Raw genomic sequence first — 19,874 nt, forward strand, 5'->3', positions numbered from 1 at the left:
GACGGCAGGTACCCGCGGCGCGGCACCTGCACCAGCACCGCGGCGCCCGCCTCCAGGGCCTGCCGGGCGGCGGCGAAGGCCACCGCGGGCAGCCGGGCCGCCCGCGCCCCCGGGTCGCGGGCCAGGGCGGTGTCGGTCTCGGCGAGCGCCGTGACCCGCGGCGCGGCGGCGCGGACCCGGTCCCGGTCGGCCACCAGGTCGTGCGCCCAGCCCTGCTCGACGGCGGCCGCGGCCTCGGCGGTGCGGGCGTGCCCGGCCAGGACCACCGCTGCGCCGGCGGCGTGCGCGCGCAGCACCGCGACCTCCCGGGTGTGGGGGTAGGGCGCGCGGGGCTCGGCGTGCGAGTCGTCCCCGTCGTCCCACACCGCGACCAGCCCGAGGTCGTCGAGCGGGGCGAACACCGCGGCGCGGGTGCCGACCACGACCGCCGCCCGGCCGCGGCGGGCCCGCAGCCACCGGCGGTAGCGGGCGGCGGGGCCGAGGGAGGCGGACAGGTCCACCACCGCGCCCGCCCCGAGCCGGGCCGTGCAGGCCGCGGTGACGGCGTCGAGGTCGCGCTGGTCGGGCACCAGCAGCAGCGCCCGCCGGCCCCCGGCCACGGTCACCGCGGCCAGCTCGGCGAGGCGGGCGGGCCAGTCCTCCCCCGGCAGCGCCTGCCACGCCGCGTGCGGCCGGCCGGCGTGGCCGAGCGCGTCGAGGAACGCGTCGGCGTGCCGGTAGGCCCGCCACGCCCCGCGGTCCGGCTCGGCCGGGGCGGGCCACGGCTCGTCCGGCATCTCGGCCGCCTCGGTACGGGCGTGGCGCGGCGGCACGGCGAGGCGCAGCACGTCGGCCCGGGTGCCCGCGTACCGGTCCGCGACGACCCGGGCCAGCGCGGCCACCTCGGCCGTCAGCACCGGCTCCTCGGAGACCACCTTCTCCACCGTCGCCAGCCGCCCGGCGTGCTCGCTGGCCGCCGCGCGCCCGACGACGAAGCCGTCGACGAGCCGGCCGGCGAAGCGGACCCGCACCCGCACGCCGGGCAGGGCCGCAGCGTCCAGCTGGGGTGGGACGGCGTAGTCGAAGTCGCGGTCGAGGTGGGCGAGCCCGACGGCCAGCGCCACCCGGGCGACGGGCAGCGCGGGCGTCGTGCGGTCCTCGCTCACGTCCGCCGTTCTACGCACCACCCCCGACACCGACCGTGCCGGGGGCGGTCGCGGCCGGTCAGGCCCCGACGAGCGACTTCAGGGCGTCCGCGCGGTCGGTCTGCTCCCAGGGCAGCTCGACGTCGGTGCGGCCGAAGTGGCCGTACGCGGCGGTCTGGGCGTAGATGGGCCGCAGCAGGTCGAGGTCCCGGATGATCGCGGCCGGCCGCAGGTCGAACACCTCGCTGATGGCGTCCTGGATCTTGGCGGGGTCGACGGTCTCGGTGCCGAAGGTCTCCACGAACAGCCCGACCGGGGCGGCCTTGCCGATCGCGTAGGCCACCTGCACCTCGATGCGCTCGGCCAGCCCGGCCGCGACGGCGTTCTTGGCCACCCAGCGCATGGCGTAGGCCGCGGAGCGGTCCACCTTCGACGGGTCCTTGCCGGAGAAGGCGCCGCCGCCGTGGCGGGCGAACCCGCCGTAGGTGTCGACGATGATCTTGCGGCCGGTCAGCCCGGCGTCGCCCATCGGGCCGCCGAGGACGAACTTGCCGGTGGGGTTGACCAGCAGCCGCGGCGACGACGTGTCCAGGCCCGGAACGTCGAGGCCCTGCAGGACCGAGCCGACCACGTGCTCGCTGATGTCCGGGGTGAGCATCCCGTCGAGCGAGACGTCGGCCGCGTGCTGGGTGGACAGGACCACGGTGTCGAGCCGGACGGCCTGCGAGCCGTCGTACTCGATGGTGACCTGGGTCTTGCCGTCGGGCCGCAGGTAGGGCAGGACACCGGTCTTGCGGACCTCGGTGAGCCGCCGTGAGAGGCGGTGGGCCAGCGCGATGGGCAGCGGCATCAGCTCGGGGGTGTCGGTGCAGGCGAAGCCGAACATCAGGCCCTGGTCGCCGGCGCCCTGGCGGTCGATCTCGTCGTCGGACAGCCCGGTGCGCTGCTCGTGGGCGGTGTCCACGCCCTGCGCGATGTCGGGGCTCTGCTGGCCGATGGAGATGGACACGCCGCAGGACTCGCCGTCGAAGCCCTTGGTCGAGGAGTCGTAGCCGATGTCGAGGATGCGGCGGCGGACGATGTCGGCGATGGGGACGTAGGACTTCGTCGTCACCTCGCCGGCGACGTGGACCTGCCCGGTGGTGACCATGGTCTCCACCGCGACCCGGCTGCGGGGGTCGTCGGTGAGCATCGCGTCGAGGATCGAGTCGGAGATCGCGTCACAGATCTTGTCGGGGTGCCCCTCGGTGACGGACTCACTGGTGAACAGACGACGACCGGACACGCTCACGAAGACTTCCTCTCGCTGGGGTTCATGGCTCCGCAGGACCCTACGGGGGCGGCTGGGGCGGGGCAGGACTACCGGTGGCCGGCGGTGCGCAGACGGTCTGCGACCGCGTCGAGCACCCGGCTCGCGAGCAGCGCCTTGGAGCCCGGGGGCAGGTCGGCCTCGGAGCCGTCGGCGCCGAGCAGCCAGCCGGTGTTGCGGTCACCCTCGAACGCGCCGCCCTCGCCGACGGAGTTGACGACGAGCAGGTCGCAGCCCTTGCGGGCCAGCTTGGCCCGGGCGTGGTGGAGCACGTCGCCGTCCGCGTCACCGGTCTCGGCGGCGAACCCGACGACGACGAGCCCGGCGGGCAGCCCGCCGTCGCGGCGGGCGGCGACGAGCTCGGCCAGCACGTCGGGGTTGCGGGTCAGCGCGACGTGGTCCGGCTCGTCCGGGCCCTTCTTGATCTTGGCGGTGACGACCGTGGTGGGCCGGAAGTCGGCGACCGCCGCGGCCATGACCACCGCGTCCGCCTGGGCGGCGTGGGCGTGGACGGCGTCGCGCAGCTCGAGCGCGGTGCCGACGGGGACCACCGTGACCCCGGCCGGCGGGGTCAGCCCGGCGTGGTGGCCGGCGACGAGGGTGACCTGCGCCCCGCGCTGCGCGGCGGCCGCGGCGAGCGCGAAGCCCTGCTTGCCGCTGCTGCGGTTACCGAGGAAGCGGACGGGGTCCAGGGGCTCGCGGGTGCCGCCCGCGGAGACCAGCAGCCGGGTGCCGGCCAGGTCGTGGGGCAGCGCGTCGGGCCGCTCGAGCAGCAGCAGCGCGGCGGCCGCGATCTCGGCGGGCTCGGGCAGCCGGCCCGGGCCGGAGTCGGCCCCGGTCAGCCGGCCGGAGGCGGGCGGCACGACGACGACCCCGCGACTCTGCAGCAGGGCGACGTTGTCGCGGGTGGCGGGGTGCTCCCACATCTCGGTGTGCATGGCCGGGGCCATGAGCACCGGGCAGCGCGCGGTGAGAAGGGTCGCCGTGAGCAGGTCGTCCGCCCGGCCCTGCGCGGCGCGGGAGAGCACGTCCGCGGTGGCGGGGGCGACGACGACGAGGTCGGCCTGCTGGCCGAGGCGCACGTGCGGGACGCTGGGGACGTCGTCCCACACTCCGCTGGCGACCGGCTGGCCGGACAGCGCCTCGAAGGTGGCTGCGCCGACGAACCGCAGCGCGGACTCGGTGGGCACGACGCGGACCTCGTGCCCGGCCTCGGTCAACCGCCGCAGCAGCTCGCAGGCCTTGTAGGCGGCGATGCCCCCGCCGACGCCGAGGACGACCCGGCGGCGGCCGGGCTGGGACCCGCCCGCCCCGGCGTCGTCGGCTGCCGGGCTCACTCGCCTTCGGTGTGCTCGAGCAGGTCGGCGTGGATCTCGCGCATGGCGATGGAGAGCGGCTTCTCCTGCTGGCCCGGCTCGACCAGGGGGCCGACGTACTCGAGCAGGCCGTCGCCGAGCTGGGTGTAGTAGTCGTTGATCTGGCGGGCGCGCTTGGCCGCGTAGATCACCAGCGCGTACTTCGAGGAGGTGCGCTCGAGCAGCTCGTCGATCGGCGGGTTGGTGATGCCGAGGGGCGTGTCGTAGGCGGGCTCACCGCTGGGCAGCGTGAGGCCGGACAGCGTGGCGGGGGTGGTCTCGGCAGAGGTCAAGGGGGCTCCTGGCTCGTGGTGGGCGCGCGGTGCTGCGGGCCCGGGTGGTGCTCGGTGGGGCTGCGTCGGGGGCGGGGCTAACCGTGCCCGACCAGCAAGTCTAGCAAGCGGGTGGCGGCGGTCTCGACGTCGTCGTTGACGATGGTGCGGTCGAACTCGGCGGCGGCGGCCAGCTCGACCCGCGCGGTCTCGAACCGGCGGGCCACGGCGGCCTCGTCCTCGGTGCCGCGGCCGGTGAGCCGCGAGACCAGGGCGTCCCAGCTGGGGGGCTCGAGGAAGACGAGCAGCGCGTCGGGCTCGGTGGCCCGGATGGCCCGGGCGCCGGCGAGGTCGACCTCGACGAGCACCGGCTCACCGGCGGCGACCGCGGCCCGGACGGGGGCGGCGGGGGTGCCGGAGCGGTGCAGGCCGCCGTGGATCTCGGCCCACTCCAGCATCTCCCCGGCGGCGACCATGCGGTCGAACTCGGCCGGGCTGACGAAGTGGTAGTCCCGGCCGTCGACCTCGCCGGGGCGGGCGGCACGGGTGGTGGCGGAGACGCTGAAGTGCAGCTGCGGCAGCCGCTCCCGCAGCAACGCCACCACGCTCGACTTGCCCACCCCCGAGGGGCCGGCCAGCACGACCAGCCGGCCCGTCGGGGAGGTCCGGGGCTGCCCCGGCGTCGAGCTCACCGGGGCGCTCAGGCCTGGTCGAACTTGGCCAGCAGGGCCTTGCGCTGGCGGTCGCCGAGCCCGCGGAGCCGCCGGGTGGGGGCGATCTCGAGCTCGACCATGATCTCCTGCGCCTTGACCTTGCCCACCTTGGGCAGGGCCTCGAGCAGGGCGGACACCTTCATCTTGCCGAGGACCTCGTCGTTCTCGGCGTCGGACAGGACCTGCTTGAGGTCCGTGCCGCCGCGCTTGAGGCGCTCCTTGAGCTCCGCGCGGGCGCGGCGGGCGGCAGCTGCCTTCTCCAGAGCAGCAGCGCGCTGCTCGGCGGTCAACTGGGGCAGGGCCACGGTTCCTCCGTCTCGTGACGTGCCGCGGTGGGCGGCACGTGGTGGTGCGTTCGCTGGCCGCCCCGGTGTGCCGGTGCGGTGCCTCCGACCGTACCGACGCCGGTCGGACGCGCCCAACCGGCCCGCGCTCCCACCGTCGGTCACCGGCCGTGGTAGTGAGCAGGTCAGGAGGGTCGCGGGGCCGGTCCGGGCAGGAACCCGAACCCCGCCGCGAGCCGGTCCGCGGCGGCCGCCAGCGCGGCCTTGTCCGGGCCCGCCGCGAGCACCTCGCGCGACACGGTCGGCAGCACGCCGAGTCGCAGCCCGCCCACCAGCCGGGCCACGTCCGCGGCGGTGCCGCCCTGCGCGCCGACCCCCGGCAGCAGGACCGGGCCGTGCAGCCGGGCCAGGTCGGGCCCGCGGTGCAGGGTCGCACCGACGACCACGCCGACCGACCCCAGCGGGTCCGCCCCGGCGTTGCGCCCGGCCACGTCGTCGACCACCACCTGGGCGACCGACCGCCCGTCGGCGGCCCGGGCGCCCTGCACCTGTGCGCCCTCCGGGTTGGACGTGGCGGCGAGGACGAGCACCCCGCGCCCGGTGGCGGCGGCCAGCTCCAGCGCCGGCTCCAGCGAGCCGACGCCGAGGTAGGGCGACAGGGTGACCGCGTCGCAGGCCAGCGGGGAGCCGTCGCCCAGCCACGCCCGGGCGTAGGCGGCCATGGTGGAGCCGATGTCGCCGCGCTTGGCGTCGGCGAGCACCAGCGCCCCCGCCGCCCGCGCCCCGGCCACCGTCTCCTCGAGCACGGCCAGCCCGGCGGAGCCGTGGGCCTCGAACAGCGCCACCTGCGGCTTGAGCACCGACACCCGTCCGGCCAGCGCGGCCACGCAGGTGCGGGCGAAGCGGGCCAGGCCGCGGGCGTCGTCGGGCAGGCCCCAGGCGGCGAGCAGCGCGGGGTGCGGGTCGATGCCGACGCACAGCGGGCCCCGGGCCGCGACGGCGGTGACCAGCCGCGCCCCGAACGGCGCGGGGCTCACCCCGGCTGCCGGGTGCGCAGCGCGCGGTGCAGCTCCTGCAGCGGCCGCACCCCGATGTCCCCGCTGATCATGGCCTCGACGCCCTGCACCGCGGCGGCCGCACCCTGCACGGTCGTGATGCAGGGGATGCCGACCATGACCGCGGCGCTGCGGATCTCGTAGCCGTCGACGCGGGGGCCGGTGGTGCCGTAGGGGGTGTTGACGACCATGTCGACCTCGCCGGCGAGGATGCGGTCGACGATGGTCTCCCCCGGGCCCGTGCCGGGCAGGTCGCGCTCGAAGTGCTTGCGCACCTCCTCGCAGGGGATGCCGTTGCGGCGCAGCGTCTCCGCGGTGCCCTCGGTGGCCAGCACCCGGAAGCCTAGGTCGGCCAGCCGCTTGACGGGGAACACCAGGGAGCGCTTGTCGCGGTTGGCCACCGAGACGAACACCGTGCCCGAGGTGGGCAGCGAGCCGTAGGCGGCGGTCTGGCTCTTGGCGAAGGCGCGGCCGAAGTCCGCGGCGATGCCCATCACCTCGCCGGTGGACTTCATCTCCGGGCTCAGCAGCGAGTCCAGGCCGGACCCGTCGGGCTTGCGGAAGCGGTGGAAGGGCAGCACCGCCTCCTTGACCGCCACCGGGGCGTCGACCGGGATGACCCCGCCGTCGCCCGAGGCGGCGAGCACGCCCTCCGCGCGCAGCTCGGCGATGGTCGCGCCCAGCATGATCCGGGCCGCCGCCTTGGCCAGCGGCACCGCGGTGGCCTTGGAGACGAACGGCACCGTCCGGCTGGCGCGCGGGTTGGCCTCCAGCACGTGGAGCACGTCGTCCTTGAGCGCGTACTGCACGTTCATCAGGCCGCGGACGCCGATGCCGTGGGCCAGCAGCTCGGTGGAGCGCCGGACGGCCTCGACGTCGCTGCGGCCCAGCGTGATGGGCGGCAGCGCGCACGCGGAGTCCCCGGAGTGGATCCCGGCCTCCTCGATGTGCTCCATGACCCCGCCGAGGTAGACCTCGGTGCCGTCGCAGAGGGCGTCGACGTCGATCTCGATGGCGTCGTCGAGGAACCGGTCGACCAGCACGGGGTGCTCGGGGGTGAGCTCGGTGGCCCGGGCGATGTAGTCCTCGAGCGCGGCCTCGTCGTAGACGATCTCCATGCCGCGCCCGCCGAGGACGTAGCTCGGCCGCACCAGCACCGGGTAGCCGATCTCGTCGGCCACCGCCCGGGCGCCGGCGAAGCTGGTGGCCGTGCCGTAGGCGGGGGCGGGCAGCCCGGCCCGGGCCAGCACCTCGCCGAACTCGCCGCGGTCCTCGGCCAGGTCGATGGCCTCGGGGCTGGTGCCCACGATGGGCACGCCCGCGTCGGCGAGGCGCTGCGCCAGCCCCAGCGGGGTCTGCCCGCCGAGCTGCACGATGACCCCGACCACCCCGGGCCCGCCCGCCCCGGACGCCTGCTCGGCGTGGACCACCTCGAGGACGTCCTCGAAGGTGAGCGGCTCGAAGTACAGCCGGTCGGCGGTGTCGTAGTCGGTGGAGACGGTCTCGGGGTTGCAGTTGACCATCACGGTCTCGTAGCCGGCCTGCGACAGCGTCAGCGCGGCGTGCACGCAGGAGTAGTCGAACTCGATGCCCTGGCCGATCCGGTTGGGCCCGGAGCCGAGGATGATGACCTTGCCGCGCTCGGTCTGCGGCTCCACCTCGGACTCGCCGTCGGCGTCGGACTCGTAGGCCGAGTAGTGGTACGGCGTGCGGGCGGCGAACTCGGCGGCGCAGGTGTCGACGGTCTTGTAGACGGGGCGGACCCCGAGGCGGTGGCGCAGCGTGCGCACCCCGTCCTCGCCGGCCAGCTCGGGGCGCAGCGCCGCGACCTGCGCGTCGGAGAGCCCCGCCCGCTTCGCGCGGCGCAGCAGCGCCTCGTCGAGCACCGGGGCGGCCAGCAGCGCCTCCCGCAGCTCGCCCAGCGCGGCGACCTCGTCGACGAACCAGGGGTCGATGCCCGAGGCCGCGGCCACCTCGGCCACGGTGCCGCCGAGGCGCAGGGCCAGCTCGACGTCGAGGATGCGGCCGCTGGTGGGCACCCGCAGGTCGGTGAGCACCGCGGCCAGGTCGGGCAGGTCGGCGGGGTCCGGCGTCGTCCAGAACCCCAGCGAGCCGGTCTCCAGGCTGCGCAGCACCTTGCCCAGCGCCTCGCCGAAGCTGCGGCCGATGCTCATGGCCTCGCCGACGGACTTCATGGTGGTGGTCAGCGTGGGGTCGGCCCCGGGGAACTTCTCGAAGGCGAACCGCGGGGCCTTGACCACCACGTAGTCCAGCGTCGGCTCGAAGCACGCCGGGGTCTCCCCGGTGATGTCGTTGACGATCTCGTCGAGGGTGTAGCCGATGGCCAGCTTGGCCGCGATCTTGGCGATGGGGAACCCGGTGGCCTTGGAGGCGAGCGCGCTCGAGCGCGACACCCGCGGGTTCATCTCGATGACGACGAGGCGGCCGTCGGCCGGGTCGACCGCGAACTGGATGTTGCAGCCGCCGGTGTCCACCCCGACCTCGCGGAGCACGGCGATGCCGAGGTCGCGCATCCGCTGGTACTCGCGGTCGGTGAGCGTCATGGCGGGGGCGACGGTCATGGAGTCCCCGGTGTGCACGCCCATGGGGTCGACGTTCTCGATGGAGCACACGACGACCACGTTGTCGCGGCTGTCGCGCATCAGCTCGAGCTCGTACTCCTTCCAGCCGAGGATGGACTCCTCGATGAGCACGTTGGCGGTCGGCGAGGCGGCCAGGCCCCCGCCGGCGATGCGCTCCACGTCGGCGTCGGTGTAGGCCATGCCGGAGCCCAGCCCGCCCATGGTGAACGACGGCCGCACCACCACGGGCAGGCCGAGCTCGGCGACGGTCTCGCGGACCTGGGCCATGGTGTGGCACACCGCGGAGCGGGCGGACTCCCCGCCGACCTGCGCCACGATGTCCTTGAACTTCTGCCGGTCCTCGCCGCGGTTGATGGCCTCCACGTCGGCGCCGATGAGCTCGACGCCGTGCGCGGCCAGGGTGCCCGCCTCGTGCAGCGCGATCGCGGTGTTCAGCGCGGTCTGCCCGCCCAGGGTGGCCAGCACCGCGTCCACCGGGTGCCCGGCGGCGGCCTCCGCGGCCAGCACCTTCTCGACGAACTCGGCGGTGATGGGCTCGACGTAGGTGGCGTCGGCGAACTCCGGGTCGGTCATGATCGTGGCCGGGTTGGAGTTGACGAGGCTGACCCGCAGGCCCTCCTCGCGCAGCACGCGGCAGGCCTGGGTGCCGGAGTAGTCGAACTCGCAGGCCTGGCCGATGACGATGGGGCCGGAGCCGATGACGAGGACGTGGCTCAGGTCGGTGCGGCGAGGCATCAGCGGTGTCCGTCCTTGCTGGCGGTCATCTGGGCGGTGAAGCGGTCGAAGAGGTCGGCGGCGTCGTGCGGGCCGGCCGCGGCCTCCGGGTGGTACTGCACGGAGAACGCGCGCCCGTCGCGGAGCGCCACCCCCTCGACGCAGCCGTCGTTGGGGCAGGTGTGGGTGACGACGGCGGGGCCGAACGGGGTGTCGAGCTCCTGGCCCGCCTCCCCCTCGAGGGCGAAGCCGTGGTTCTGCGCGGTGATGGCGACCCGGCCGGTGGCGTGCTCGACGACGGGGATGTTCATGCCGCGGTGGCCGTAGCGCATCTTGTAGGTGCCCAGGCCGAGCGCGCGGCCCAGCAGCTGGTTGCCGAAGCAGATGCCGAACAGCGGCAGCCCCCGGTCGAGGACGGTGCGGACCAGCTCGACCTGCGGGTCGGCGGTGGCCGGGTCGCCCGGGCCGTTGGAGAGGAACACCCCGTCGGGCGAGCGCTCGAGGACCTGCTCGAGGGTGGCCGACGCGGGCACCACGTGGGTGCGGACCCCGCGCTGCGCGAGCATCCGCGGGGTGTTCGTCTTGATGCCGAGGTCGAGCGCGACCACCGTCAGCCGCGCGTCGCCGTCGGGCTCGACGGTGTAGCCGCCGTCGGTGCTGACCTCCTCGGCCAGCGACGCGCCCGCCATGGCGGGCTGCGACCGGACGGTGGCCAGCAGCGCGTCGGCGTCGGCCGCCGCCGCGGGGCCGGAGAAGATGCCCGCCCGCATGGCGCCGCGCTCGCGCAGGTGGCGCACCACCGCCCGGGTGTCGAGGCCGGCGATGCCCACGACCCCCTGCTCGACCAGCGCGTCGTCGAGGGTGCCGGTGGCCCGCCACGACGAGGACCGCCGCGCGGGGTCGCGCACCGCGTACCCGGCGACCCACACCCGCGCGCTCTCGTCGTCGTCGTCGTTCCAGCCGGTGTTGCCGATCTGCGGCGCGGTGGCCACCACGATCTGGCGGTGGTAGCTCGGGTCGGTCAGCGTCTCCTGGTACCCGGTCATCCCGGTGCAGAAGACGGCCTCGCCCAGGGTCTCCCCCACGGCGCCGAAGGCGTGGCCGCGGAAGGTGCGGCCGTCCTCGAGCACCAGCACGGCGGGGGCGGGGGCAGTCATGCGTCCTCCTCAGGCGCACCCAGCGCGGCCAGCACGGCCGGGTAGGGGGCGGGGTCGTCGGCCCGGAAGCCGAGCTCGATGTCGGGGTGGTCGGGGTCGGGGTCGGCGCCGGGGCCACCGGGGCGCTGCGCCCAGGTGAGCACGAGAAGCCCGCGGGTGGTCATGGCCTTGCCCGCCAGGGCCCGGTCGGTGCGCACCCCGGCCAGCTCGCCGCGCGGCAGCCACACGTCGCGCTCGCCGGTGCGCTCGACGAGCACGCCGTCCGCGTGGACCGCCAGCCGGCCGGCGCCGCGCAGCCCCAGGCGCTCGACGGCGACCCGGTCCTGCCAGTCCCCGGCCACGACCGCGCCGACGTAGAGCCCGGGGAAGGGCCCGAGCGTGGCGGGTCCGACGGCGGCGGGGGGCTCCGGGAAGCGGGTGAGCAGGCCGGCCTGGCGGTCGCCGCGGTGCACCCAGCCGCGGCGCATCCCCCACACGGCCAGGACGACCAGCGCGACGAGCGCCAGGACCAGCAGCGTGCGGGTCACGCCGGCCGTCCCGCCGGGTCGCGGGGCACCACGGCCCCGTCGCGGCTGGTGGCCCGGCCGCGCAGCCAGGTGCCGACCACCCGGGCGGGCAGCGTCATCCCCTCGTACGGGGTGTTCGTCGCCAGGCTGGCCAGCTCGGCGCCGCGCACCGTCCACTCCGCGTCGGGGTCGACGAGGGTCAGCGTCGCCGGCTCCCCGACGTCGACGGGACGGCCCTGGTCGGGCAGGCCGGCGATGTCGGCAGGCCGCTCGCTCATCACCCGGGCCACGCCGCGCCAGTCGAGCAGGCCGGGGCGCACCATGGTGGCGACGACGACGGAGAGCGCGGTCTGCAGGCCGAGCATCCCGGGGCGGGCCGCGGCGAACTCGGTGTCCTTGTCCTGCGGGGCGTGCGGCGCGTGGTCGGTCGCGACGCAGTCCACCACCCCCTCGGCGAGGGCGGCCCGCAGCGCGGCGGTGTCGGACTCCTCGCGCAGCGGCGGGTTGACCTTGTTCACCGGGTCGTAGGTGGTGAGCCGGGCGTCGGTGAGCAGCAGGTGGTGCGGGGTGACCTCGGCGGTCACCGCGACGCCCTGCCCGCGCGCCCAGCGCAGCACCTCCACGGTGCCTGCGGTGGAGACGTGGCAGACGTGCAGGTGGGCCCCGGCGTCCCGGGCGAGCAGGCAGTCCCGGGCGACGACGGCCTCCTCGGCGGCGCGCGGCCAGCCGGTGAGCCCGAGCCGGGCGGCGACGGCCCCCTCGTGGGCCTGCGCCCCGGTGGTCAGCCGCGGTTCCTCGGCGTGCTGGGCGAGCACCGCGTCCAGCCCGGCCACGTACTCCAGGGCCCGGCGCATCACCAGCGGGTCGGCCACGCAGTGCCCGTCGTCGGAGAACACCCGCACCGCGGCCGAGCCGGCGGCCATGGTGCCCATCTCGGCGAGCTGCTCGCCGCGCAGGCCGACGGTGACGGCGCCGACGGGGTGGACGTCGACCAGGCCGACCTCGCGGCCGCGGTGCCAGACCAGGTCGGTGACGACGACGGAGTCGGCGACCGGGTCGGTGTTGGCCATGGCCAGGACCGCGGTGTAGCCGCCGAGGGCCGCGGCGGCGGACCCGGTGGCGATGGTCTCGGTGTCCTCCCGGCCGGGCTCGCGCAGGTGGGTGTGCAGGTCGACCAGGCCCGGGAGCAGCACCAGCCCGTCGGCCTCGACGACCTCGTGCCCGTCGCGGGCCACGGTGCCCACGGGCTCGACGGCGGTGATCTCGCCGTCGGCCAGCAGCACGTCGACGGGCTCGCCCTCGCCGTAGGGCCGGGCTCCGGTGATCAGGGTGCTCACGGCGCGGTACCTCCGGCGCTCGGGGCGGGGCCGGACTCCCCCGCCAGCAGCTGGTAGAGCACGGCCATGCGGACGTGCACGCCGTTGCGGACCTGGGACAGGATCGCCGCCCGCGGGGAGTCGGCCACCGAGGACGCGATCTCCATGCCGCGCAGCATCGGCCCCGGGTGCAGGACGACGGCGTGGTCGGCGAGCAGCGAGGCCCGCCGCTCCGACAGGCCGTAGCGCACCGAGTACTCGCGGGCCGACGGGAAGAAGCCGCCGTGCATCCGCTCGGCCTGCACCCGCAGCATCACCACCGCGTCCACCCCGGGCAGGGTGGCGTCGAGGGAGTCCGACACCGCCACCGGCCAGCTCGCCACCCCGGCGGGCAGCAGCGTGGGCGGGGCGACGAGCTCGACCTCGGCGCCCAGGGTGGCCAGCAGGTGCGCCCCGGATCGCGCGACCCGGCTGTGCAGCACGTCCCCGACGAGCGCCACCCGCCGCCCCTCGAGCCCACCGAGGCGCTGGCGCAGCGTGAGCGCGTCGAGCAGCGCCTGGGTGGGGTGCTCGTGGGTGCCGTCGCCGGCGTTGACCACCGCGGGTCCTGGCTCGTCGGTGCCCTGCCCGCCGTGACCGCCGCCGGCCGTCCACGCGGCGATGCGGTGCGCCGCGCCCGAGGCGGGGTGGCGCACCACCAGGCAGTCGGCGCCGGCGCTGCGCAGCGTCAGGGCCGTGTCCCGCAGCGACTCGCCCTTGGACGCCGAGGAGCCCTTGGCGCCCACGTTGACCACGTCGGCGGAGAGCCACTTGCCGGCCACCTCGAACGACACCCGGGTGCGGGTGGAGTCCTCGAAGAAGACCGTCATCACCGTGCGGCCGCGCAGGGTGGGGAGCTTGCGGATCTCCCGGCCCAGCAGGGCCTGCTCGAACCGCTCCGCGTCGTCGAGCAGGCTGGTCGCGGCGTCGCGGTCGAGGTCGTCGACCGAGAGCAGGTGGCGCCTCACGCGTCGTCTCCAGCGGGTCCCGCGGCGGCGGGTCCGGGACCCGGGCGCAGCACCACGCCGTCGCGGCCGTCGTGCTCCACCAGCAGCACGGCCACGTCCTCGGAGCGGGCCGTGGGCACGTTCTTGCCCACGTAGTCCGCGCGCAGCGGCAGCTCGCGGTGGCCCCGGTCCACGAGGACGGCCAGCTGGACCGCGCGGGGCCGGCCGAGGTCGCGCAGCGCGTCGAGGGCGGCGCGGACCGTCCGGCCGGAGAACAGGACGTCGTCGACGAGCACCACGACCGCGTCGTCGACCCCGCCCTCGGGCACCGTGGTGCGCTCCAGCGGGCGGGTGGGCCGGCGCCGCAGGTCGTCGCGGTAGAGGGTGGTGTCGAGCAGCCCGGTGGCCGGGCGGGTGCCGCTGAACTCCTCGACCCGGTCGGCGATCCGCTCGGCGAGCACCGCGCCCCGCGTCGGGATGCCGAGCAGGACCACGCGGGGGCCGTCGGGCCCGTCCAGCGCGGTCTTCTCGATGAGCTGGTGGGCGATCCGCGCCACGGTGCGGGCCACGTCGGCCGCCGTGAGCAGCTCACGCACGGTGGTGTCCCCGGAGGACGGGGCGGCAGCCCCGGTGGCGGGGTCCCCGTCGGTGTCGGGCGCAGGCACGGTCCGCTGACTCCCTTCCCCGCCTCTCGGGACGGGTCGTTAAAGGACGTCGATCGGGCCGCACGGTACCAGCCGCGGCCGGGGCGACCCGCCACGGCGACGTCATGATCATCGATCCACCATCACGCTCAGTGAGCGCTATCGTGGAGTCACCAGCGCCGAACGCGGCGTGAAGGGGACAACGGGTGAGGAGAACGGGTGATGAGTGACTACGGGAGAGCCCTCGGTGCGAAGCTGCGGGCGATCCGCCAGCAGCAGGGCCTGTCGCTGCACGGCGTGGAGCAGAAGTCCGAGGGCCGTTGGAAGGCCGTCGTCGTGGGCTCCTACGAGCGGGGCGACCGCGCGGTGACCGTGCAGAAGCTGGCCGAGCTGGCCGACTTCTACGGCATCCCGATCTCCGAGCTGCTCCCCGAGGGGCGCACCGCCTCCGGAGCGGAGCCGGCGACCAAGATCGTCATCGACCTCGAGCGGCTCCAGCAGCTCCCCGCCGACAAGGTGGGTCCGCTGGCGCGCTACGCCTCGACCATCCAGAGCCAGCGCGGCGACTACAACGGCAAGGTCCTCTCCATCCGCACCGAGGACCTGCGCTCGCTGGCGATCATCTACGACACCTCGCCGGGCGACCTGACCGAGCAGCTCATCGGCTGGGGCGTGCTGCCCGCGGACGCCCGCAACGCCGCGGACGCCTGAGCGTCACCGCCCGGGGGTGAGCCCGCCGCGCCACCCCGCCTGACCCCTGTCCCCGGTCAGGCGGGTGGCCCCGGCTCCCCGGGCGCCCGGTCACCGCGCGCCGAGCTCGCGGTGGCCGCCGCGGCCGCCCGCACCTGCGGCGCCAGCAGCACCAGCTGGCCCAGCACGCCGTTGACGAAGCGCGGCGAGTCGTCGGTCGAGAGGTCCCGGGCCAGCTCCACGGCCTCGTCCACGGCCACCGCGGGCGGCACGTCGTCGGCGTGCAGCAGCTCCCAGGCGGCCACCCGCAGCACCGCGCGGTCCACCGCGGGCAGCCGGTCGAGCGTCCACTCCCGCAGGTTCTCCGCGATCACGTCGTCGAGCCGGGCACCCTCGTCGCGGACCCCGCTGACCAGCACCACCGTGTAGTCGTTGACGGGCGCCACCGACGGGTCGCCCGCCGACATCGTGACCCGCTCGTGGGCGATCTCGACCGGGTCCACGCCGCGGGTCTCGGCCTCGAAGAGGAGGTCGACGGCACGACGGCGCGCCTTGCGACGGGCGCCGCCCTGGCTGCGCCGGCGCGCGGTGGCGGCGTCCACCCCGCGGGGGGCGGGGCCGTCGCCGCGGGGGGTCGGGTCGCTGCTCACGTCAGGAGTTCACGCGGCCCAGGTAGCGGCTGTCCCGGGTGTCCACGCGCAGCTTGTCCCCGGTGTTGATGAACAGCGGGACGTTGATCTCCGCGCCCGTCTCCATGGTGGCCGGCTTGGTGCCGCCCGTGGAGCGGTCGCCCTGCAGGCCCGGGTCGGTGTGGGAGACGACGAGGTCCACCGCGACGGGCAGCTCGACGTACAGCGCGGCGCCCTCGTTGAACGCGATGGACACCTCGCTGTTCTCCAGCATGAAGTCCGCGCCGCTGCCGACGGTGGCGGCGGGCAGGTAGTGCTGCTCGAAGTCCTCGGCGTCCATGAACACGAAGTCGTCGCCGTCGCGGTAGAGGTAGGTGGCGGTGCGGCGGTCGACGGTGGCCGTCTCCACCTTGACCCCGGCGTTGAACGTCTTGTCGACGACCTTGCCGGAGAGGACGTTCTTCAGCGTCGACCGCACGAAGGCGGGGCCCTTGCCCGGCTTGACGTGCTGGAAGTCGGTGATCGTCCAGAGCTGGCCGTCGATCTTGAGGACGAGCCCGTTCTTGAAGTCGCTGGTCGACGCCATCGCGGCGGAACCTCCTGGTCTCGCGGCGCGTCGCCGCTGGGGTGGACCGGTGCTGCTGCGGACCGGTGCGGTGCTGCTCGCCCGCGCGAGCCGCGGCGGGGGCCGGCCGGACGTCCGCCCGCCGGGGCACCAGCGGGCAGCATACCGGTGCCGAGGTCGCGGCCGACCGGTTGCGCCCCGTCGTACCCTGGCCGCCGTGAGCCCCTCGCTGCGGCGGCGCCGCCCGGTCCGAGCCCGCCCCCGCGTCTCCCCGTGGCTGCTGCGGGCGGTCGTGCTGGCCCCGGTGCACGCGGCGGTCAGCGTCGGCGTCGGCCTGCTGGCCGCCGAGCACCCGGAGCAGGGCAGCTGGCTGCGGCTCGTCGCCCTCGGCCTGCTCCTGGCCGTGGCGCTGGTGTGGGGCACGTGGGACGGCACCCGGGAGGCCCGCGCCACCGACGACCTGTCCGCCCGCTGGCTCAAGGCCGGGCTCGCCGCCGGCCCGGTCGCCGCGTTCGCCGCGTGGCTGGTCCGGGTGCTGGCCGTCGACGCGACCGGGCTGGAGTCGCTGTGGGGCCAGCTCACCGGCGGCGCCAGCTTCACCGCGCTCATGGTGCTGGTGCCCGCCGTGGTCGGGGTGGTGCTGGGCCGCTGGCTGGTCGCCTCGCCCCGCGCCCCGCGGGCCCCGAGGCGCGGTCGCCGTCAGAGCAGCACGGACCCCGTCGACGAGGGCGCCTCGCGGGCGATGGCCGAGTAGGCCGCGGCCAGCAGGGAGGGGTCGGGGCCGTCGAGGGCGCCCGGCCGGGCCAGGCCGTCGAGGACGACGAACCGCAGCACGCCCGAGCGGGACTTCTTGTCCCGCTTCATGCCCTCGAGCAGCTGGCCGAAGCCGTCGTCGTCGTAGGTGGTGGGCAGCCCCAGCGAGCCCAGCACCGCGGCGTGCCGGTCGGCGGTCGCGTCGTCGAGGCGCCCGGCGAGGCGGGCCAGCTCGGCGGCGAAGCACATCCCGACGCTGACCGCGGCGCCGTGGCGCCACCGGTAGCGCTCCCGGCGCTCGATGGCGTGGCCCAGGGTGTGGCCGTAGTTGAGGTGCTCGCGCCGGCCCGTCTCCCGCAGGTCGGACGAGACCACCTCGGCCTTGACCGCGATCGCCCGGCGCACCAGCTCGGGCAGCACCTCCCCCGCCGGGTCCAGCGCCGCGGCCGGGTCGGCCTCGACCAGGTCGAGGATCACCGGGTCGGCGATGAACCCGGCCTTGACCACCTCGGCCATGCCCGCCACCACCTCCAGCGGCGGCACCGACTCCAGCGTGGCCAGGTCGACCAGCACGGCGGCGGGCTCGTGGAACGCGCCGACGAGGTTCTTGCCCGCGTCGGTGTTGATCCCGGTCTTCCCGCCGACCGCGGCGTCGACCATGGCCAGCAGCGTGGTGGGCACGTGCACCACCCGGACGCCGCGCATCCAGGTCGCGGCGACGAACCCGGCCAGGTCGGTCGCGGCCCCACCGCCGAGGGAGACCACGGTGTCGCGGCGGTCGAGCCCGATGCGCCCGAGCACCTCCCAGCAGAACCCGGCCACGGCGAGGTCCTTGCCGTCCTCGGCGTCGGGGATCTCCACCCGGTGGGCGTCGACGCCCGCGGCGGCCAGCGCCTCGCGGAGCGTCTCGGCCGTGGCGACCAGCGACGGCTGGTGGATGACGACCGCGGTCCGGGAGACCGCGACCGCGGCGACGACCTCGTCGAGCAGGCCGCGGCCGACGGTGACGTCGTAGGGCCGCTCGGCGTCGACCCGGGTGCGGGTGGGGGTGCTGCTGGGGTCGGTCACGGGACGTCCTCCGGGGCGGGGGTGGGCTGGTCGGGGGCGGTCCGGGCGGGCGCGGTGCCGGTGCCGGCGCCGGTGCCGAGGAGTGCGGCGACCTCGGTGACGACGTCGTCGGGGTCGCGGCCGTCGGTGACGACCCGGGCGGTGGCGACCTCGGCGTAGAGCGGGGCGCGGGCGGCGAGCAGCGCGCGGTAGGTGGCGCGGGGGTTGACCCCGGCGAGCAGCGGACGCGCCCCGCCGAGGCCGGTGCGGTGCACGCCCTCGGCGGCGCCGACGTCGAGCAGCACGACGCGGTGCCCGGCCAGGGCCGCGCGGGTGCGGGCGGAGAGCACCGCGCCGCCACCGAGGGCGAGCACCCCCGGGTGGGTGCGCAGCGCGTCGGCCACGGCACGCTCCTCCAGCGCCCGGAACTCCGGCTCGCCGCGGCTCAGGAACACCTCGGACACCGTCGCCCCCGCCGCCGCCTCGACGGCCGCGTCGGTGTCGAGCAGCGCCACGCCGAGCAAGGCCGCCAGCCGCGTGCCGGTGGTGGTCTTGCCCGCCCCGGGCGGGCCGACCAGCACCACGACCGGGCGCGTGCTCGCCGCGCTCACGCCAGCTCGTGCCGGCTCTGCACGGCCTTCACGTAGTGGTGCAGGTTCGCGGTGGTCTCGGCCACGGAGTCGCCCCCGAACTTCTCCAGCGCGGCCTGGGCGAGCACCAGCGCGACCATGGCCTCGGCCACGACCCCGGCCGCGGGCACGGCGCAGACGTCGGAGCGCTGGTTGATGGCGACGGCCTCCTCGCCGGTGGCCATGTCCACCGTGGCCAGCGCCCGCGGCACGGTGGAGATCGGCTTCATCGCCGCGCGGACCCGCAGCGGCTCACCGTTGGTCATGCCGCCCTCGATGCCCCCGGCGCGGTTGGTGCTGCGCAGCACGCCGTCCGGGCCCGGGCGCATCTCGTCGTGGGCCCGGCTGCCGCGCCGGCGGGCGGTGGCGAACCCGTCGCCCACCTCGACGCCCTTGATCGCCTGGATGCCCATGAGCGCCTCGGCCAGGCGCGCGTCGAGCTTGCGGTCCCCGCCGACGAACGACCCCAGGCCGACGGGCAGGCCGTGCACGACGACCTCGACGACGCCGCCGAGGGTGTCGCCCTCCCGCTTGGCCAGGTCCACCTCGGCGACCATGGCCTCGGACGCGGCCGGGTCGAACACCCGCACCGGGCTGGCGTCGACGACGGCGAGGTCGTCGGGGCCGGGCACCACGCCCTCGGGTGCGTCGACCGAGCCCAGCGCGGTGACGTGGCTGAGCACCTGCACGCCGAGCGACTGCGCGAGGAACGCCCGGGCCACCGTGCCCAGCGCGACCCGCGCCGCGGTCTCCCGCGCGCTGGCCCGCTCCAGGACCGGCCGGGCGTCGTCGAAGCCGTACTTGAGCATGCCGGCGTAGTCGGCGTGCCCGGGCCGCGGCCGGGTCAGCCGCGCGTTGCGGGCCTGCGCGGCCAGCACCTCGGGGTCGACCGGGTCGGCCGCCATGACGGTCTCCCACTTGGGCCACTCGGTGTTGCCCACCCGGATCGCGACCGGGCCGCCCATGGTGCGGCCGTGCCGGACCCCGCCGAGCACGTCGACGGCGTCGGCCTCGAACTTCATCCGGGCGCCGCGGCCGTGCCCCAGGCGCCGGCGGGCGAGCTGCTCGGCGATGTCGCTCGTCGTGACCTCCACCCCGGCCACCATCCCCTCGAGGACGGCGACGAGGGCGGGTCCGTGGGACTCCCCGGCAGTGATCCAGCGCAGCACGGCCCCATCGTCCCACGCGGGGCTCAGGTCACCGCCGCCACCACCGCCAGGCAGGTCGCCGCGCACATCGACGGGCCGTGCGGCAGCTCGGTGCACCGGGCGCGGCCGCGCAGGCCGAGGAGCACCGCCGCCGCGAGACCCGTCAGCAGCGGGGCGCCCAGCGCGGCGAGCAGCCAGGCGTCGGGCCCGCACGCCCCGGCCGCGGCCCCGAGGCCGAGGGCCAGCTTGGCGTCGCCGGCGCCGAGACCGCGCGGGTGCACCAGGTGCACCAGCAGGTGCGGCCCGGCGAGGGCGAGCGCCCCCAGCAGCGCCGGCCACCCCCGGCCCGCCCCGGCGGCGAGCGCGGCCGGCACC

Annotated in this window: 21 protein-coding genes; 2 read left to right on the plus strand and 19 right to left on the minus strand. The window is 76.1% G+C overall.

The genetic code is table 11. The annotated features are described in order from the left end of the window. The 13 genes from ACYVOF_RS12625 to pyrR form a co-directional block, all read right to left on the minus strand. A partial coding sequence (locus ACYVOF_RS12625; RefSeq protein ID WP_460866979.1) for a primosomal protein N' family DNA-binding protein occupies window positions 1-1,145 on the minus strand: 1,145 nt, incomplete at its 3' end. A 58-nt stretch (window positions 1,146-1,203) separates the two neighbouring features. Continuing rightward, the gene (gene metK / locus ACYVOF_RS12630; protein ID WP_460866981.1) at window positions 1,204-2,415 is read right to left on the minus strand and encodes a methionine adenosyltransferase; all 1,212 of its coding nucleotides are present in this window, start codon (window positions 2,413-2,415) and stop codon (window positions 1,204-1,206) included. Between the two features lie 68 nt (window positions 2,416-2,483). Beyond that, window positions 2,484-3,770: a bifunctional phosphopantothenoylcysteine decarboxylase/phosphopantothenate--cysteine ligase CoaBC gene (gene coaBC / locus ACYVOF_RS12635; protein WP_460866982.1), complete on the minus strand. Its 1,287-nt coding sequence runs from the start codon at window positions 3,768-3,770 to the stop codon at window positions 2,484-2,486. Next, window positions 3,767-4,081 (minus strand): DNA-directed RNA polymerase subunit omega, encoded by a 315-nt coding sequence (gene rpoZ / locus ACYVOF_RS12640; RefSeq protein WP_460866984.1) that lies wholly within the window; start codon window positions 4,079-4,081, stop codon window positions 3,767-3,769. The genes coaBC and rpoZ overlap by 4 nt, the downstream gene beginning before the upstream one ends. A 77-nt stretch (window positions 4,082-4,158) precedes the next feature. Next, window positions 4,159-4,752 carry a guanylate kinase gene (gmk, locus tag ACYVOF_RS12645; RefSeq protein ID WP_460866986.1) on the minus strand — a complete coding sequence of 198 codons (594 nt, stop codon included), beginning with the start codon at window positions 4,750-4,752 and terminating at the stop codon, window positions 4,159-4,161. A gap of 8 nt (window positions 4,753-4,760) precedes the next feature. Then, window positions 4,761-5,078: an integration host factor, actinobacterial type gene (mihF, locus tag ACYVOF_RS12650; protein ID WP_460866988.1), complete on the minus strand. Its 318-nt coding sequence runs from the start codon at window positions 5,076-5,078 to the stop codon at window positions 4,761-4,763. A 164-nt stretch (window positions 5,079-5,242) separates the two neighbouring features. Next, a complete protein-coding gene (pyrF, locus tag ACYVOF_RS12655) occupies window positions 5,243-6,094 on the minus strand; it encodes an orotidine-5'-phosphate decarboxylase (protein ID WP_460866990.1) in 852 nt (283 codons plus the stop codon). Further along, window positions 6,091-9,450: a carbamoyl-phosphate synthase large subunit gene (gene carB / locus ACYVOF_RS12660; RefSeq protein WP_460866991.1), complete on the minus strand. Its 3,360-nt coding sequence runs from the start codon at window positions 9,448-9,450 to the stop codon at window positions 6,091-6,093. The genes pyrF and carB overlap by 4 nt, the downstream gene beginning before the upstream one ends. Beyond that, a complete protein-coding gene (carA, locus tag ACYVOF_RS12665; protein ID WP_460866993.1) occupies window positions 9,450-10,586 on the minus strand; it encodes a glutamine-hydrolyzing carbamoyl-phosphate synthase small subunit in 1,137 nt (378 codons plus the stop codon). Before carA ends, carB begins: the two co-directional genes overlap by 1 nt. Further along, entirely contained in the window at window positions 10,583-11,113 is a 531-nt protein-coding gene (locus ACYVOF_RS12670) for a PH-like domain-containing protein (RefSeq protein ID WP_460866996.1), read from the minus strand. Before ACYVOF_RS12670 ends, carA begins: the two co-directional genes overlap by 4 nt. After that, the gene (locus ACYVOF_RS12675; RefSeq protein WP_460866997.1) at window positions 11,110-12,429 is read right to left on the minus strand and encodes a dihydroorotase; all 1,320 of its coding nucleotides are present in this window, start codon (window positions 12,427-12,429) and stop codon (window positions 11,110-11,112) included. The genes ACYVOF_RS12670 and ACYVOF_RS12675 overlap by 4 nt, the downstream gene beginning before the upstream one ends. Beyond that, window positions 12,426-13,415, minus strand: a complete 990-nt coding sequence (locus tag ACYVOF_RS12680) for an aspartate carbamoyltransferase catalytic subunit (RefSeq protein WP_460866999.1) — start codon at window positions 13,413-13,415, stop codon at window positions 12,426-12,428. The genes ACYVOF_RS12675 and ACYVOF_RS12680 overlap by 4 nt, the downstream gene beginning before the upstream one ends. Further along, entirely contained in the window at window positions 13,412-14,059 is a 648-nt protein-coding gene (gene pyrR / locus ACYVOF_RS12685; RefSeq protein ID WP_460867000.1) for a bifunctional pyr operon transcriptional regulator/uracil phosphoribosyltransferase PyrR, read from the minus strand. The genes ACYVOF_RS12680 and pyrR overlap by 4 nt, the downstream gene beginning before the upstream one ends. 201 nt (window positions 14,060-14,260) lie before the next feature. Here pyrR and bldD point away from each other — a divergent pair, with 201 nt between their 5' ends. Then, window positions 14,261-14,749: a transcriptional regulator BldD gene (gene bldD / locus ACYVOF_RS12690; RefSeq protein ID WP_460867002.1), complete on the plus strand. Its 489-nt coding sequence runs from the start codon at window positions 14,261-14,263 to the stop codon at window positions 14,747-14,749. A 56-nt stretch (window positions 14,750-14,805) separates the two neighbouring features. Here the strand turns inward: bldD and nusB are convergent, their stop codons facing one another. Together nusB and efp are read right to left on the minus strand one after the other, a co-directional pair. After that, window positions 14,806-15,330 carry a transcription antitermination factor NusB gene (gene nusB / locus ACYVOF_RS12695; protein WP_460867014.1) on the minus strand — a complete coding sequence of 175 codons (525 nt, stop codon included), beginning with the start codon at window positions 15,328-15,330 and terminating at the stop codon, window positions 14,806-14,808. A gap of 49 nt (window positions 15,331-15,379) precedes the next feature. Further along, window positions 15,380-15,943, minus strand: coding sequence for an elongation factor P (gene efp / locus ACYVOF_RS12700; RefSeq protein ID WP_460867004.1), 564 nt, complete (start codon window positions 15,941-15,943; stop codon window positions 15,380-15,382). 196 nt (window positions 15,944-16,139) lie between these two features. On the opposite strand from efp, the gene ACYVOF_RS12705 reads away from it, so the two are divergent. Continuing rightward, the gene (locus ACYVOF_RS12705) at window positions 16,140-16,676 is read left to right on the plus strand and encodes a B-4DMT family transporter (protein ID WP_460867006.1); all 537 of its coding nucleotides are present in this window, start codon (window positions 16,140-16,142) and stop codon (window positions 16,674-16,676) included. Here the strand turns inward: ACYVOF_RS12705 and aroB are convergent. The 4 genes from aroB to ACYVOF_RS12725 form a co-directional block, all read right to left on the minus strand. Then, window positions 16,622-17,743, minus strand: coding sequence for a 3-dehydroquinate synthase (gene aroB / locus ACYVOF_RS12710; RefSeq protein WP_460867008.1), 1,122 nt, complete (start codon window positions 17,741-17,743; stop codon window positions 16,622-16,624). The two genes, ACYVOF_RS12705 and aroB, sit on opposite strands and share 55 nt — an antisense overlap. Beyond that, a complete protein-coding gene (locus ACYVOF_RS12715) occupies window positions 17,740-18,333 on the minus strand; it encodes a shikimate kinase (protein WP_460867010.1) in 594 nt (197 codons plus the stop codon). Before ACYVOF_RS12715 ends, aroB begins: the two co-directional genes overlap by 4 nt. Continuing rightward, window positions 18,330-19,520, minus strand: coding sequence for a chorismate synthase (aroC, locus tag ACYVOF_RS12720; RefSeq protein WP_460867011.1), 1,191 nt, complete (start codon window positions 19,518-19,520; stop codon window positions 18,330-18,332). The genes ACYVOF_RS12715 and aroC overlap by 4 nt, the downstream gene beginning before the upstream one ends. A gap of 23 nt (window positions 19,521-19,543) precedes the next feature. Continuing rightward, window positions 19,544-19,874: prepilin peptidase (locus ACYVOF_RS12725; protein ID WP_460867013.1), on the minus strand; the 331-nt coding region annotated here is incomplete at its 5' end.

This window comes from Rhodococcus aerolatus, assembly GCF_054783215.1.